Source organism: Micrococcus lacusdianchii (assembly GCF_023155805.1).
GTDB lineage: Bacteria > Actinomycetota > Actinomycetes > Actinomycetales > Micrococcaceae > Micrococcus > Micrococcus lacusdianchii.
Genome location: NZ_JAKNUW010000018.1, coordinates 1 through 14,540, shown reverse-complemented (window position 1 = coordinate 14,540; position 14,540 = coordinate 1). Strand labels below are relative to the sequence as shown.

Genomic DNA, 14,540 nt, shown 5'->3' with positions numbered 1-14,540 from the left:
ATCTGCGTCTCTGTTCAGTTAACGTAGGCGCACAACATAGGACATGCAACTATCTGCTGCCGGAGGATTCCCGGCGGGGAAGGGGATACCCATGGCACGTCGTGAGTCGATGGACCTGCAGGGGGCCAGTGCCATCGTCACCGGAGGGGCCTCCGGTCTGGGGAACGCCACCGCGCGGCGCCTCGCGGAGGCGGGGGCCGCCGTCGTGGTGGTGGACCTGCCGGACCGCGAGGGGGAGAGCCTGCGGGCCGACGCCGTGGCCGCCCTCGGGGACCGCGCCCGGTTCATCACCGGGGACGTGACCCGGGAGGAGGCCGCCGAGGAGGCGGTGGCGGCCGCGCTCGAGGCCGGTCCGCTGCGCGTGCTCGTCAACTGCGCGGGCGTGGCCACCCCCGGCAAGCTCGTGGGCCGCGAGGGTCCGCTGTCCGCCGAGACCCTGACCCGCGTGCTGGCGATCAACGTGGTCGGCACCGTGTCCTTCATGGCGCATGCCGCCGCCGCCATGAAGGAGCAGGACCTGTGGGGCGAGGACCGTGGCGTGATCATCAACACCGCGTCCGTGGCCGCGTTCGACGGGCAGATCGGCCAGATCGCCTACTCCGCCTCCAAGGGCGGCGTGGTGGCGCTCACCCTGCCGGCCGCCCGCGAGCTCGCGAAGTCCGCGATCCGCGTGGTGACCATCGCGCCCGGGCTCATGGAGACCCCCATGATGGCCGGCTTGCCGGACGCGGCCCGCGAATCGCTGGCCACCAAGACGCCGCACCCGGCGCGCCTGGGCCGTCCGGACGACTACGCGCTGCTCGTGGAGCAGATCGTCGCCAACCCGTACCTCAACGGCGAGGTCATCCGCCTCGACGGCGCCGTGCGCCTCGAGCCGCGCTGACCGGTACGGCAGGACGACGGCTCCGCCCCTCAGGGCGGACCCGTCGTCCTGCGAGGGGACCGGTGCGTCGGACGTTCAGGCCCCGTCGGCCTCGAAGTCGCCGGAGCGGGCCCGGAAGCGGGTGAGGATCTCGTTGAGGCGCTCGACGTCGTCGTCGGTGAAGCCGGTGCGGACGAACACCTCCGCGTTGAGGGCGGCGGTGGCCTCTGTGGCCACGCGCCGACCCTCCGGCGTGAGGGCCAGGACCAGGGCCCGGCGGTCCGTCTCATGCGGCTGGCGCTCCACGAGGCCGGCCGCCTCGAGGCGGTCCACCGCGTTGGTCACGGAGGTGGGGTGCACCTGCAGCAGGGCGCTCGCCTTGGACATCAGCAGGCGCTTCTCCCGGGAGAAGCTCAGGAGCGTGAGCAGCTCGTAGCGGGCGAAGGTCAGGCCGAACGGCTTGAGGACCGCCTGCGTGCGCGCCAGCAGGATCTGCTGGACGCGCATGATCGCGGTGACCGCCGCCATCGGCGCGGCCTCCGCCTCCCAGCCGTGGCGCTCCCAGTGCCCCCGGGCGTCCGCGATGGGGTCCTTGGGCAGGGGCTGACGGGGGCTCATTCCCGCCATCCTACGGGGCGTCACCCCACCGCTTCAGGTCCAGCTCCTCCTCGCGGAACTCCGTGCCGAAGCCCTCGGGTGCCTGGCCGGTCTCCGAGCGGGACTCCTCCGCCCGGCGCAGCTCCACCCGACGGATCTTGCCCGAGATCGTCTTGGGCAGCTCCAGGAACGCGAAGCGGCGGATCCGCTTGTACGGGGGCAGCTGGGGGAGCGGGTGCTCGATGGTGCGCCGGGGTGTGATGTGGGACACTCGGCCATGTACATGGAAGTCCTATAATCGGTAAAGAGACCTTCCCGGCGCGGCGGTCGACGTGCCGCCCGTCCCGCCCCTGCCGAATCCCCGCCCAAGGAGCCGTCGTCATGACCCCCTCGCCGGAGACGTCACTGCCGGACGTGGACCTGTTCGACCTGCGCTCCCTCCTCCGCCCGGAAGAGCAGGTGCGGCTCGCGGAGATCGAGGCGCACCTCGAGGAGCACGTCCGCCCCCACCTGGCCGAGCCATGGAACACGGAGACCCTGCCGATGGAGCTGCTGCCCGGCCTCGCGGACGCGGGGCTCGGCGAGCTCGACTTCCTCGGCGCCTCGCGCCTGTTCCAGAGCCTCGTGCACGTGGCCATCGCCCGGGTGGACCTCTCCCTGTCCGCGCTCGTGGGCATCCACAACGAGCTGAACATCGGGACCATCGAGCGCTTCGGCACGCAGGAGCAGAAGGACCGCTGGGTCCCCGCCCTGCGCCGGTTCGAGGCGCTCGGCGCGTTCTGCCTCACGGAGCCGGACCACGGCTCGGACGTCGCCGGCGGCGTGGAGACCACCGCCACCCCCGACGGCGGTGGCTGGGTCCTCCGCGGCGCCAAGCGCTGGATCGGCGCGGGGACGGTGGCCGCCGTCGCCCTCGTATGGGCACGCGACACCTCCGACGGGGAGGTCAAGTGCTTCCTGGTGCCCACGGACGCGCCGGGCTTCTCCGCCACCAAGATCACGGGCAAGCTCGGCCTGCGGATCATGCAGAACGCGGACCTCGTGTTCGACGACGTCCGCCTGGGCCCCGACGGCCTGCTGCCCGGGGCCGGTTCCTTCGACGCGACGCGTGAGATGCTGCGGGACTCGCGGGCCTGGGTGGGCTGGCAGGGCGTGGGGGTGCAGCAGGGCATCCTGCGCGTGCTGCGGGACTACTCGCTCCGCCGCACCCAGTTCGGCCGGCCCCTGGCGAGGTTCCAGCTGGTGCAGGCGGCGATCGCTTCAGTGGCCGGCAACCTGGCCGCCAGCACCGGCCTGATGATGCAGATCCAGCGGCTGCAGGAGGACGGCACGCTGGAGATGGTCCACGCGGCCGCGGCCAAGGCCACGTCCACGCGTCTGGCGCGGGAGTCCGCCGCCGTCGCGCGAGACGCCATGGGCGGCAACGGCATCCTGGTCGGCCACGAGATGGCGCGCTTCATGGGCGACGTCGAGGCGATCCACACCTACGAGGGCACCTACGGCATCAACGCATTGCTCGTGGGCCGGGCGTTGACGGGGGTCTCGGCGTTCGTCTGAGCCGAGCTGGACCCTTGCTCCCGGGGTGGGACCGGCCATGAATCCGGTTCCGCGAGTGGAAGGATCACCATGGCCGCCCTGCTCGTCAGTAGCTGGAGTACCCGTCCTCGGAGAGGGTGTGCTTCTCATTCCCGGTGATCGCGGGGTTGAAGATGGAGACGAGGTGCATGTCCTCGGTGCCTCCGCGCAGGTCGTGCGGCTCGTGGTTCGGCAACACGTAGATGACGCCCGGCGTGATCTCGTGGACGGTGCCGTCCGGCTCCACCACGGAGCCGTTGCCCGCGATGCAGTAGCAGGCCTCCTGGTGGTTGCGGTACTGCAGCTTGGACGACGTGCCGGCGCGCACGATCGTGTGGGCGACGGCGAAGCCCATCTCGTCCTTCGCGGTGAGGAGGCGTTCGGAGGTGCCTCCGCCCCACTCGACCTTCTCGACGTCGTTCCGGCTGCGGGTGTACATGGCGTTCCTTTCGGCGAGCTCTGCGGGTCGGGCAAAGGGCCGTAGCCCTGGCTCCATCGTAGGGATGCCCGTCTCAGACTGTGAGGGGCAACACGTGAGGGCTCATATGGGATGAAATAGTCCAGATCCACTATGATGTGTAGCACACCTGGCATACGCTTCATCTTGACCCATGCGGCCCGGAGATGGAGGAGACGCGATGGCAACGCAGGCGAGGGATGGCCGGTTCTCCAATGAGGTGTTGCCCCAAGACGAGAGGCCTAGTCGTTTCGGTCCGGGGCTAATCATCGCCGCGTCCTTCATCGGGCCGGGGACCATCACAACCTCCATCGTTACCGGTGCCGAGCAGGGATTCGTCCTGGCCTGGGCTGTCGTCTTCTCAATTTTGGCCACCATCGTCTTGCAGGAGATGTCGGGACGGCTGGGCCTCGCGACCCGCATGAGTCTGGGACACGCTCTGCGCGAGGTGTTCTCCTCGGTGCCGGCACGACTTGTCATGGCGATCCTCGTCGTCGCGGCGATCGGCATCGGAGGGGCGTCCTACGCCGGTGGTGACACAGTCGGCACCGCCCTCGCCTTGACTAGTGTGACCGGACTCAGCCAGCCCGTGGTCGTCATCGGGATCGTCCTCACGATCGGCGTTCTGCTCTGGACAGGCAGCTACAAACTGATCGAGCGGGTGCTGACCGTCATGGTCGGGTTATTGGGGCTGCTGTTCATCGTCACTGCTGTCCTAGTTCAGCCTCCGATCGGCGACCTCTTGATGGGCATGTTCATTCCCCGGCTGCCACCCGGCACGGCGTTACTGGCGGTCGCACTGATCGGGACCACCGTGGTCCCTTACAACCTCTTCCTGCACGCGAGTTTGGTGCAGGAGAAATGGGGGTCGGGTCTGGATTCGCGGGAATCTCTCCGAGCGGCGAGGACGGACACGGCGGTGTCGATCTCCGTCGGAGGTGTAATCACTCTGGCCGTAATGGCGACGGCGTTCGGTGGGATGTACGTCAAGGGCATGCAGGCCGAGACCGGTCGGGACCTCGCGTCCGCCCTGGAACCCCTCCTCGGGGACGCGGCTGGCTGGGTGTTCGCGGCGGGCATGTTCGCGGCCGGGTTCACGTCCGCCGTAGCTGGCCCGCTCGGCGCGGCGTACGCGATTGCCGGCACACTGGGCCAGGACACCGATCTGCGCAGCGTCCCTGCTCGCATCGTGTGGGGCGCAGTCCTTGCGGTCGGTGCCGTTATTGCCCTGACGGGAACGAATCCCACGGAGGTCATCGTCATCGCACAGGCGGCGAACGGGCTTCTCCTGCCCATCGTGGCCGTATTCCTGATGATCGTGATGAACAGTCGTCGGCTGATGGGCTCGCATCGGAACGGCCCACTGGCCAACGCCCTGGGAGGGCTTGTCTGTCTTGTCGTCATCGGGCTCGCGGTTTACCAGCTGGGCGGGCTTGCCGGGCTGTGGGATTGAGGCCCGGCGATGACGCGCGCCGCCGAATGACGTCCCTTACCGACTGTCGTGAGCCGACGGCATGCGACTGAGCTATTCCTCCCGTCACCCGTTTCTTGAACGAAAGCGCTTTGACACGCCGCCGTTTCATCAACGAAAGCCCTCGACACGCGCCGGGCCCGGCCCCTCCCGGCCGTACTGTGACGCGGCCTACACGTGTGGGATACTGGCGGCACGCCGCATGCCCCGCGCGGGAGAGCGTCGGCGCGCGTCCTGCCCCGGCCGGCCGCGTGAGCAGGCCGCCGAAGGAGCAAACCCTCCCCGGGAATCTCTCAGGCATCCGTACCGCGTGGGGTCAGGCGCTCTGGAAAGCGTCTCACTCCGCCGCGCCCGCGTCCGGACCGAGACCACCGACGGTGCAAGCCGCCCGCCCGGGCGTCGGAAACTCTCAGGTCCATGACAGAGCGGGGAGGAGCAGACCCACGCCGTGACCACGGCAGGATCCCCCGGAGGTACCCCGTGACCAGCCCCCAGACCACCGAGAGCACGACCGCGCTGCCCCACGAGCGCGTCGAGCCCAAGGACACCGCCTCGGCCCCCTTCGTGGCCCGCCACATCGGCCCGCGCCCCGCGGACGTCGAGCACATGCTGCAGACCCTGGGCTACGACTCGCTCGAGGCCCTCGTGGACACCGCCGTCCCCGCCGGCATCCGCCAGCCGAAGCCCCTCGATCTGCCGGCCCCGCTCACGGAGGCCGCCGCCCTCGAGCAGCTGCGAGAGATCGCGGACCGCAACGTCGTGAAGACCCAGATGATCGGCCAGGGCTTCTCGGACACTGTGACCCCCGGCGTGATCCTGCGGAAGGTCCTCGAGAACCCCGCCTGGTACACGGCCTACACGCCCTACCAGCCGGAGATCTCCCAGGGCCGTCTCGAGGCCCTCCTGAACTACCAGCAGATGGTCCAGGACCTGACGGCGCTGCCCATCGCCAACGCCTCCCTCCTGGACGAGGCGTCCGCCGCCGCGGAGGCCGTGCTCCTGATGCACCGCGCCAACCGCAAGAAGGCGGACGGCATCACCCTGCTGGATGCGGACCTGTTCCCGCAGACCCGCTCCGTCGCGCTGATGCGCGCCGAGGCCGTGGGCTTGGACGTGCGCGTCGCGGACCTGTCCGCGGGCATCCCCGAGGACGTCCGCGCCGACGTCGAGGCCAAGGGCCTGTGCGGGATCGTCCTGCAGCAGCCGGGCGACTCCGGCCGGATCCGTGACCACGCCGTCGCGATCGCCGCCGCCAAGGAGGCCGGCGCCCTCGTCACGGTCGCGGCGGACATCCTCTCGCTCGCCCTGATCACGCCCCCCGGCGAGCAGGGCGCGGACATCGCGATCGGCTCCTCCCAGCGCTTCGGCGTCCCGCTGTTCTTCGGCGGCCCCCACGCCGCCTTCATGGCGGTCAAGGAGGGCATCCAGCGCCAGCTCCCGGGCCGCCTCGTGGGCGTCTCCCACGACGACGCCGGACGCCCCGCCTACCGCTTGGCCCTGCAGACCCGCGAGCAGCACATCCGCCGCGAGAAGGCCACGTCCAACATCTGCACCGCCCAGGCGCTGCTGGCGATCGTCGCCTCCATGTACGCGGTGTACCACGGCCCCCAGGGCATCGCCGCGATCGCCTGCCACGCCCACACCCAGGCCCACCGCCTGGCGACGGCGCTCGCGGACGGCGGCGTCACCGTGGTGCACGCGGCGTACTTCGACACGCTCACGCTCGAGGTCCCGGGCCGCGCCGAGGAGATCGTGCGCGCCGCCGAGGAGAACGGCGTGAACCTGCGCCTCGTGGATGCGGACACCGTGCGCGTGGCCTGCGACGAGACCACGGTGGACGAGGACCTCACCGCGGTCCTCGCCGCGTTCGGCGTGGACGCGAGCGCGCTGCCCGCCCCCGCCCACGAGGGCGCCGTGGCCACCCCGGCGATCCCCGAGGGCCAGCGCCGCACCTCCGAGTACCTGACCCACCCGGTGTTCAACACCCACCGCTCCGAGACGCAGATGCTGCGCTACGTCACGAAGCTGGCGAACCGCGACCTCGCGCTGGACCGCACCATGATTCCGCTGGGTTCGTGCACCATGAAGCTCAACGCCACCACGGAGATGGAGTCCATCTCGTGGCCGGAGTTCTGCTCCATCCACCCCTTCGCCCCGGACCACCAGACCGAGGGCTGGCGCTTCCTCATCAGGGACCTCGAGGAGCGTCTCGCGGAGATCACCGGCTACGCGGGCGTCTCCGTGGCGCCGAACGCCGGCTCCCAGGGCGAGTTCGCGGGCCTCTGGGCCATCCGTCAGTACCATCTGGCCAACGGCGACGACGCGCGCGACGTCTGCCTGATCCCCGCCTCGGCCCACGGCACCAACGCGGCCTCGGCCGTCCTGGCCGGCCTCAAGGTCGTGGTCGTGGCCACCGCCGAGGACGGCACGATCTCCGCGGAGGACCTCGATGCCAAGATCGCGGCCAACGAGGGCCGGGTCGCGGCGATCATGATCACCTACCCGTCCACGCACGGGGTGTTCGACGCCGACGTGCGCGAGGTGTGCGACAAGGTCCACGCCGCGGGCGGCCAGGTGTACATCGACGGCGCCAACCTGAACGCCCTCGTGGGCCTGGCCCAGCCGGGCCGATTCGGCGGCGACGTGTCCCACCTGAACCTCCACAAGACCTTCTGCATCCCGCACGGCGGCGGCGGCCCCGGCGTCGGCCCGGTGGCGGTGGGCGAGCACCTGGTGCCGTTCCTGCCCTCCCACGAGAACCTCGTCACCGCCGCGCCGCACGGCTCGGCGGGCGTGCTGCCCATCTCCTGGGCGTACATCGCCATGATGGGCGGCGAGGGCCTCCGCGAGGCCACCGCGCAGGCGCTGGTCAGCGCGAACTACATCGCGCGCCGGCTCCGGGACCACTACCCCACGCTGTACTCGGGCAACGACGGCCTCGTGGCGCACGAGTGCATCCTCGACCTGCGCGAGCTGACCGCGAAGCACGGCGTCACCGCCGAGGACGTGTGCAAGCGGCTGATCGACTACGGGTTCCACGCCCCGACCCTGGCGTTCCCGGTGGCCGGCACGCTCATGGTGGAGCCCACCGAGTCCGAGGACCTCGGAGAGATCGAGCGGTTCATCGAGGCCATGATCTCCATCCACGGCGAGATCACCGCCATCACCCCGGAGACCGTGGAGGACTCCGTACTGCGCCGCGCGCCGCACACCCTGGCCTCCGTCGTGACCGGCACGTGGGACCGTGCGTACACGCAGCAGGTGGCGCTGTACCCGATGCCCTCCCTCCTGGAGGACAAGTACCTCCCGCCGGTGGGCCGCATCGACGGCGCGTACGGCGACCGCAACCTGATCTGCTCCTGCCCGCCGCCGGAGGCCTTCGAGCAGGCCGCGGCCGAGGCCCCCGCGGACCCGGAGCCCATCCCGGCGTCCGCGACCGCCTCGACCAGCCACTGAGAGGAACCCGTGATGTCCGATTCCGCACGCAACTCCCCGCTGCACCCCGTCCACGAGGCCGCCGGCGCCACCTTCACCGACTTCGGCGGCTGGAACATGCCCCTGAAGTACGGCTCGGAGCTCGCCGAGCACCGCGCGGTGCGCGAGTCCGCGGGCGTCTTCGATCTCTCCCACATGGGTGAGGTCCGGGTGTCCGGTCCGCAGTCCGGCGCGATGCTGGACCACGCGCTGTCCAGCACCCTGTCCACCCTCCAGCCGGGCCGGGCCAAGTACGCACTCTGCCTGACCGACGCCGGCACCGTCCTGGACGACCTGATCGTCTACCGGATGGACGAGGGCGCCGAGGGCGGGGAGCAGGAGTTCATGGTGGTGCCGAATGCGGGCAACATCGCCGCCGTCGTCACCGCGCTGACGCAGCGCGCCTCCGGCTGGGACGCCGCCGTGGAGGACGAGTCCTCCCGCACGTCCCTCGTGGCCGTGCAGGGCCCCCGCTCCGAGACGGTGCTGGCGCAGCTCATGCCGCAGGCGGCTGTGCAGCTTGCCGAGCTGAAGTACTACGGCCACCTCACGCTGACGGTCCCCACGGACGCCGGCGACGTCACCGCCGTCGTGGCCCGCACGGGCTATACCGGCGAGGACGGCTTCGAGCTGTTCCTGCCGGCCTCCTCAGCCGCGGAGGCGGGGGACCGCGGCTCGGCCGTGTGGACCGCCGTCGTGCGCGCGGCGGAGACTGCCGGGATCGAGCTGACCCTCTGCGGCCTGGCCGCGCGAGACTCGCTCCGCCTCGAGGCAGGCATGCCGCTGTACGGGAACGAGCTGGACACCGCGCACCAGCCGCACGCCTCGGGCGTGAGCTTCGCGGTGCCCGCGTCCAAGGAGGTCGACTTCATCGGCAAGGACGCGCTCGTGGGCAGGGATGACGTGGAGGAGGTCCTCGTGGGCCTGCGGGGGGAGGGCCGCCGCGCGGCCCGGCACGGCTACCCCGTGCTCGACGCCGACGGGAACCCCGTGGGGGAGGTCACCTCGGGCGCGCCGAGCCCGACCCTCGGCCACCCGGTCGCCATGGCGCGCGTGCGCCGGGACGTCGCCGCCGAGGGCACCCTCCTCCAGGTGGACCTGCGCGGCAAGGGCGAGCCGTTCACGGTGGTCGCGCTGCCGTTCTACCGGCGCGAGCGCTGACCTCGCGGCGCCGGAGGGGATCCCCTCCGACGCTGGCGCCGGGCGGCAGGCCCGGAGCCCTTCGCTAGACTCGGGCTCCGGGCCTCGCCGTCCCCCGACGGGCGCCGCCCGCCGCCGTCCCCCGCCGTCCGTCCTGAGGAAGTGCCATGACCCACGTCGCCGCCCAGGCCCGCGTGCCCAAGAAGGCCCTCGTGGCCTTCCTCATCGTGGCGGCGCTCCTGCTGACCCTCGGCGCTCTCACCGTGGTGCGCGGCATGCTCCTGGAGCGCCGCACCGTCCAGGTGGTCACCGTGGTGGACGGGAACACGGTGGTGGTCAACGCGGACGGCCAGGAGCGGACCCTCAGCATGGCGGGCGTGCGCTCGGCCATCCGCAACCCCGAGGGCTACCGGGTGGGCCCGGAGCACTGCATGGGCGAGGAGGCCTACGTGTGGCTGCGGGACCGCCTGCCGCAGGGCGCCACCGTGCGCGTGGTCACGAGCAAGGAGGGCGCCCCCGAGGGCCAGGAGTCGGCCGTCTTCGAGATCGGCGGGGACGATGTCAACGTCGCCATGGCCGAGGAGGGCATGGCGGCCCCCACCGGCCTGGGCGTGGACAGGGACACCGAGGAGGAGATCGCCGAGGCCAACCGGGTGGCGCAGACCGCGGGGAGCGATGACAACGGCGTGGGCCTCTACGACCGGGACACGCAGTGCACCCTCGGCTACCGGCTGTACGAGGCGACCACCGCCCTGGAGCAGACGCCCACCACCCCCCAGGCGGAGACCGTCACCGAGATCGACGCCACCGCCGTGGCGTACGCGGACGCGGTGGACTCCGTGCGCCTCGTGCAGCAGGGCATCCAGGGCCTGGACGCCTCCCGCGGCACGTTCACGGACCTCGCCTACGCCCCCGCCAAGGACAAGCTCCTGGCCGCGGCGAACCCCGTGGTGGAGAGGGGCTTGGGCGTGCTCCAGGACCTCAACGCCCGCCGCAACGCCCTCGCCGCCCGCTGAGGCACCGCGCGGCCCCGCCGCCGCCGGGGTCGTCAGTCCAGGGAGAGCGTCACGAGCCCGAGCTGGGCGGCCCGGATGATCACCTGGACGCGGTCGCGGACCTCGAGCTTGTCCATGATCCGCCCGAGGTTGCCCTTGACCGTGGACTCGGACACGTGCAGCTCCGCGGCGATCTCCGGGTTGGAGCGTCCCCGGGCCAGCAGGGCGAGCACCTCGCGCTCCCGCGGGGTCAGGTCCGAGCCGTCGGGGTCGCCGGGGAGCACCTCGAGGGCGCCGACGGCGGGACGCTCCGTCTCGACGGCGGCGATCAGCTTCTGCGCCACGGCGGGGGAGAGCACGGACTCGCCGCGCCGGACCGCCCGCACCGCCCCGAGCACGGTGGCCGGCTGGGCGTCCTTGAGCAGATAGCCCGCGGCGCCGGCCCGCAGGGCGGGCACCAGGTAGTCCTCCGAGGAGAACGTGGTGATGGCCAGCACCCGCGTCTCCGGGTGGGCCTCGACGATGCGCCGGGTGGCCTCCACGCCGTCCATGCGGGGCATCTGCATGTCCATCAGGACGACGTCGGTGGGCGTCGCGCCACACACCTCGACGGCCTCCACCCCGTCGGCGGCGACGCCCACGCAGGTGAGGCCGGGCGTGGAGTCGATCATGATGCGCAGCGCGCCGCTCATCAGGGGCTGGTCGTCGGCGATGAGGACGCGGATGTCCTCGGTGGCGGCTCCGGGGTGCTCGGACATGACCCAAGGGTAGGCCGATCGCCCCGGCGAGGGGAGGAGACGGAGGTGCCGGCCGTGTCGCACCTCAGGGGGCTCTGTGTGCGGGTCGTGCGGGGGGTTACGCTGTGTCCATGGTCACTCGCAATCGCACCCGCCTCGCCTCCGCCGCCGCCCTCCTCGCCGCCGTCTCCCTCGTCAGCGCCCCCGTCGCCGCCGCCTCCCCCGCTCCGACCGCCGGTCCCGCCCCGGTGACGGCCGAGCGCGCGTCGACCCAGCTCGAGGCCGCGCCGGCGGGCATCGCTGACACCAGCAAGCGCATCTTCTGCGAGCGCTGGGGCCTGTTCTGCGGCTGATCTCCACCCTCCCGCAGGGCCGTCGGTCGACCGGACCGGCGGCCCTCGTCTCGTTGTCGGAGGACGGCGACGCCCCCGTCGGTTTCTGGGACGCGCTCCCGGCCGGCCGCCTCTACCTGGTGCTCGGTTCTGTGCTGGCGGTGGCGTCCACCGCGTCTGATCTGCTGATCGCTCAGCGCGCGGGCGGGCAGAGGTCCGTCTTGGACTCCGCCGCCCTGCTGGTCATGGCGGTGGCGTTCCTGGCCCAGTGGTGGCGCACCACGGCGGCGTTCGCGCTGCTGTTGCCCCAGGTGGTGCTGGTGGTGGCGGGCGCGGACCCGGTCCTCCTGGTCCTCCTGCTGCCTGTGCTCCTCGGGTCCGCGCTCGCCACCGCTCGTTCGGCGGTGTTCGCGTGGGGCGCGCTCGTCTCAGCGTCGGCCTGGACCCTGCTGCTCCCCTGGGCCGCGGGCGAGGAGCTGGAGGTCCTGTGGGTCGCGGTCCCCTTGACCGCCGTCGGGGCGGCCGTGGGGGTCGCCGCCCGCCGCATGCACCACCAGCGTCGGCAGCATCGGCAGCGGCTAGCGGAGGCGGAGCGCCGCGCGCATGAGGCCGCAGAGCGCGAGCGCCGGATCCTGGCGCGCGACCTCCACGACATCGTCGCCCACAACCTCACGATCATCTCCATGCAGACGAGCGCCGCGGCCTATATCGGCACGGCCGAGGCGGCCCAGGACGTGTTGCGTGTGGTCGGCGACTCGGCACGGGAGGCGCTCGTGGACCTGCGGCGGATGCTGTCCGTGCTGCAGCAGGAGGGTGTGATCGAGCCGGTCCCGGCGCCCGGCACCGGGGAGACGGACGAGGCCGCCACGGTCGCGCAGCTGGGCGTCGGCGCGCACCGCATGGCCGAGGAACTGCGGCTCGCGGGGATCGACGCCGAGGCCAGCGTGGACATCGGCAGCCTGGACCTGAACCTGGGCGTCCGCGCCGCGCTGTACCGCGTGATGCAGGAGGCCGTCACCAATGTGGCCAAGCACGCCGGACCCGGTCAGCGGTGCAGCGTGTGCATCGCGGTCGACGGGCCGGACGTGGTGCTCGAGGTGCTCAACTCCGTGCCGGAGGGCGGCCCTCGGGACGCCGGCGGCAACTCCTCTGGGATCGGCCTCACCTCCATGCGCGACCGCATCGAGGCCTTCGGCGGCCGACTCGAGGCCGGTCCCGCCCCGGGTGGCTGGCGGGTCCGCGCGAAGGTCCCCCACCACCGCCCGTCCTGATCGGGGGCCCCAGCTCCGGAGCGCGGGTGGGTCTTGTGTGTCATACATCACAGTGACAACCGGGAGTCTGCACCATCGGCCAGTGTCGCGACGGGAGGGTGCTTCCTAGACTGGGAGACGCCCCATGAGACGGTGCACATGATGAGCCTCACGAGCCGGGATACATGCCTGAGGGGATGCGGGCGCCGGACGTCAGCTCTGAGAGAGGGACGGTGATCCACGGATCATCGTCCCTCTCGTTGTGCGCAGGGGCAGGAGGGGTTCCGATCAGGCGGGGACGTCGTCGTCGTCCCGGAGTTCCAGGCGGACCAGTGGCCGGGCCGCGAGCCGGCCCAGGCCCATGAGCACCGCAGCAGGGAAGCCGATCACGGGGATGAGCATCGGCAGGATGCCCCCGGCGCCCTGGGTGAGCACCACGAGGCCGTACAGCATGCCCACCAGCGCGTACGCGAGCACGTGCACCCACTGGTTGAGCACGTGGCGGAAGGCCCAGTTGACCAGCAGGCACAACGGCAGGCCGATCACCAGTCCGGCCACGCCCACCACCGTCAGCAGCGGCGTCAGCGAGCCCAGCCCCTGGAGGGAGGGCATGAGCGTCAGCCCGAGGACGAGCGCTGCCATGAGCAGGTTCGGCACCAGCCACGCCACGAGGAATCCGTTCAGGCCCATGCGCAGCCGAGGCCGGGGCCCCGCGGCCGCGCGGGCGGCCTTCCGGCGGGCGCGGGCGGTCGAGGTGACCGGGGCGGGTGTGGTCATGGGGGAGGGCTCCGAAGGACGACGGCGGGGGAGGCCCCGCAGGTCCGCGGCGCACGGGCGCACCGCCGACGGGGCGTCCCCAGTGTAGTCAGCGCCCCGGACCCGCGTCCGGCGCGCGCCGGGACGGGGCTCAGACGGAGGGGCGTGCGGCGCCGTCGACGGCGAGGCGGACCTCGGCCGTCGACGGCCAGCGCTCGAGCGTGGCGCGGGCCTCCCAGGACTCGTCGCGCGTCTCGTCCACGGGCTCGAGTGCGAGCGCGCCGAGCTCGCCGTCCAGGACGCGCAACGTCAGCTCGAACTCCGCCCCGCCGTGCTCGAACCGGGCGCGCACGGGCCACGTGAAGTCGTGGGGCACGGCGCGCTCCACGGTGGCGTCGCCGGCGACCACCAGCGGCAGCCAGTCCGTGAAGGTGACGCCCTCGCCCAGGTCGGCGGCTCGGACGTGGGGGAGCTGGGTGCGCAGAGCGTCCCCGCCGGGCAGTGCGGCCCGCCCGGCCGGGGCGGCGTCCAGCATCGTCTCCAGGATCGCGCGGGCGTCGGCGGGGACATCGGTCACGGCCAGCTCCCCGTCCGTGCCCTCGGTGGCCTGCTCCGCCAGAGCCAGGGCCGTCCCGGCCGCCTCACGGTGGGCCGCGCGGTCGGCGGCGTTGCCGGCCAGGACCGCCGCGCAGGTCAGCCCGGCCACGGCCCACCGGGGCCGTGGCACGCCCACGGCCTTCAGACCGCGCACCAGCCAGGCGTCCACGCGGCGGTTCACCGGCGCGGCGGCGAGGGAGATGCCGGCGACCGCCGCCCCGCCGGCCAGCCCGAGGCCGGCGGTGACGAGACGGGCGCGGCCGCGGGTCGGGCGGCGCGCCGCGAGCCGCGCGCAGC

At 72.1% G+C, this 14,540-nt stretch carries 12 protein-coding genes, 2 pseudogenes and 1 riboswitch; of the genes and pseudogenes, 8 read left to right on the top strand and 6 right to left on the bottom strand.

Annotated elements, in window-relative coordinates; genetic code table 11:
* Positions 1-109 precede the first annotated feature (109 nt).
* The gene (locus tag MA879_RS10220; RefSeq protein ID WP_248126030.1) at positions 110-883 is read left to right on the top strand and encodes an SDR family NAD(P)-dependent oxidoreductase; all 774 of its coding nucleotides are present in this window, start codon (positions 110-112) and stop codon (positions 881-883) included.
* Between the two features lie 75 nt (positions 884-958).
* Here MA879_RS10220 and MA879_RS10215 read toward each other — a convergent pair whose 3' ends face one another.
* Both MA879_RS10215 and MA879_RS10210 read right to left on the bottom strand, forming a co-directional pair.
* On the bottom strand, positions 959-1,480 hold the full coding sequence (locus MA879_RS10215; RefSeq protein ID WP_248125976.1) for a MarR family winged helix-turn-helix transcriptional regulator: 522 nt from the start codon (positions 1,478-1,480) through the stop codon (positions 959-961).
* 10 nt (positions 1,481-1,490) lie between these two features.
* Positions 1,491-1,685 (bottom strand): annotated as a pseudogene (locus tag MA879_RS10210) (AMP-binding protein); the annotation flags it as partial.
* A 155-nt stretch (positions 1,686-1,840) separates the two neighbouring features.
* On the opposite strand from MA879_RS10210, the gene MA879_RS10205 reads away from it, so the two are divergent.
* Positions 1,841-3,016 carry an acyl-CoA dehydrogenase family protein gene (locus MA879_RS10205; RefSeq protein ID WP_248125973.1) on the top strand — a complete coding sequence of 392 codons (1,176 nt, stop codon included), beginning with the start codon at positions 1,841-1,843 and terminating at the stop codon, positions 3,014-3,016.
* Between the two features lie 85 nt (positions 3,017-3,101).
* Here MA879_RS10205 and MA879_RS10200 read toward each other — a convergent pair whose 3' ends face one another.
* The gene (locus MA879_RS10200) at positions 3,102-3,473 is read right to left on the bottom strand and encodes an ectoine synthase (protein WP_248125970.1); all 372 of its coding nucleotides are present in this window, start codon (positions 3,471-3,473) and stop codon (positions 3,102-3,104) included.
* A gap of 199 nt (positions 3,474-3,672) precedes the next feature.
* Between MA879_RS10200 and MA879_RS10195 the strand changes: the two genes are divergently transcribed.
* The 4 genes from MA879_RS10195 (at position 3,673) to MA879_RS10180 (ending at position 10,592) form a co-directional block, all read left to right on the top strand.
* Positions 3,673-4,944: an Nramp family divalent metal transporter gene (locus MA879_RS10195; protein ID WP_248125967.1), complete on the top strand. Its 1,272-nt coding sequence runs from the start codon at positions 3,673-3,675 to the stop codon at positions 4,942-4,944.
* A 220-nt stretch (positions 4,945-5,164) separates the two neighbouring features.
* Positions 5,165-5,281: riboswitch (glycine riboswitch) on the top strand.
* A 161-nt stretch (positions 5,282-5,442) separates the two neighbouring features.
* Positions 5,443-8,418: an aminomethyl-transferring glycine dehydrogenase gene (gcvP, locus tag MA879_RS10190; protein ID WP_248125964.1), complete on the top strand. Its 2,976-nt coding sequence runs from the start codon at positions 5,443-5,445 to the stop codon at positions 8,416-8,418.
* Between the two features lie 12 nt (positions 8,419-8,430).
* Complete coding sequence (gene gcvT / locus MA879_RS10185) at positions 8,431-9,597, top strand: glycine cleavage system aminomethyltransferase GcvT (protein WP_248125961.1); 1,167 nt, start codon at positions 8,431-8,433, stop codon at positions 9,595-9,597.
* 146 nt (positions 9,598-9,743) lie between these two features.
* Complete coding sequence (locus tag MA879_RS10180) at positions 9,744-10,592, top strand: thermonuclease family protein (protein WP_248125958.1); 849 nt, start codon at positions 9,744-9,746, stop codon at positions 10,590-10,592.
* A gap of 32 nt (positions 10,593-10,624) precedes the next feature.
* Here the strand turns inward: MA879_RS10180 and MA879_RS10175 are convergent, their stop codons facing one another.
* A complete protein-coding gene (locus MA879_RS10175; RefSeq protein WP_248125955.1) occupies positions 10,625-11,329 on the bottom strand; it encodes a response regulator in 705 nt (234 codons plus the stop codon).
* Positions 11,330-11,439: 110 nt separating this feature from the next.
* Between MA879_RS10175 and MA879_RS10170 the strand changes: the two genes are divergently transcribed.
* Together MA879_RS10170 and MA879_RS10165 are read left to right on the top strand one after the other, a co-directional pair.
* A complete protein-coding gene (locus tag MA879_RS10170) occupies positions 11,440-11,661 on the top strand; it encodes a hypothetical protein (protein WP_248125952.1) in 222 nt (73 codons plus the stop codon).
* A 53-nt stretch (positions 11,662-11,714) separates the two neighbouring features.
* On the top strand, positions 11,715-12,911 hold the full coding sequence (locus MA879_RS10165) for a sensor histidine kinase (RefSeq protein WP_248125950.1): 1,197 nt from the start codon (positions 11,715-11,717) through the stop codon (positions 12,909-12,911).
* Positions 12,912-13,178: 267 nt separating this feature from the next.
* Here the strand turns inward: MA879_RS10165 and MA879_RS10160 are convergent, their stop codons facing one another.
* Positions 13,179-13,667: a hypothetical protein gene (locus MA879_RS10160; RefSeq protein WP_248125947.1), complete on the bottom strand. Its 489-nt coding sequence runs from the start codon at positions 13,665-13,667 to the stop codon at positions 13,179-13,181.
* Between the two features lie 130 nt (positions 13,668-13,797).
* A pseudogene (locus MA879_RS10155) lies at positions 13,798-14,540 on the bottom strand (hypothetical protein); the annotation flags it as partial.

Coding starts and splice junctions, on each gene's coding strand:
- MA879_RS10220 (WP_248126030.1), top strand. CDS start 110: ATGGACCTGCAGGGGGCCAGTGCCATCGTCACCGGAGGGGCCTCCGGT.
- MA879_RS10215 (WP_248125976.1), bottom strand. CDS start 1,480: ATGAGCCCCCGTCAGCCCCTGCCCAAGGACCCCATCGCGGACGCCCGG.
- MA879_RS10205 (WP_248125973.1), top strand. CDS start 1,841: ATGACCCCCTCGCCGGAGACGTCACTGCCGGACGTGGACCTGTTCGAC.
- MA879_RS10200 (WP_248125970.1), bottom strand. CDS start 3,473: ATGTACACCCGCAGCCGGAACGACGTCGAGAAGGTCGAGTGGGGCGGA.
- MA879_RS10195 (WP_248125967.1), top strand. CDS start 3,673: ATGGCAACGCAGGCGAGGGATGGCCGGTTCTCCAATGAGGTGTTGCCC.
- gcvT (WP_248125961.1), top strand. CDS start 8,431: ATGTCCGATTCCGCACGCAACTCCCCGCTGCACCCCGTCCACGAGGCC.
- MA879_RS10180 (WP_248125958.1), top strand. CDS start 9,744: ATGACCCACGTCGCCGCCCAGGCCCGCGTGCCCAAGAAGGCCCTCGTG.
- MA879_RS10175 (WP_248125955.1), bottom strand. CDS start 11,329: ATGTCCGAGCACCCCGGAGCCGCCACCGAGGACATCCGCGTCCTCATC.
- MA879_RS10170 (WP_248125952.1), top strand. CDS start 11,440: ATGGTCACTCGCAATCGCACCCGCCTCGCCTCCGCCGCCGCCCTCCTC.
- MA879_RS10160 (WP_248125947.1), bottom strand. CDS start 13,667: ATGACCACACCCGCCCCGGTCACCTCGACCGCCCGCGCCCGCCGGAAG.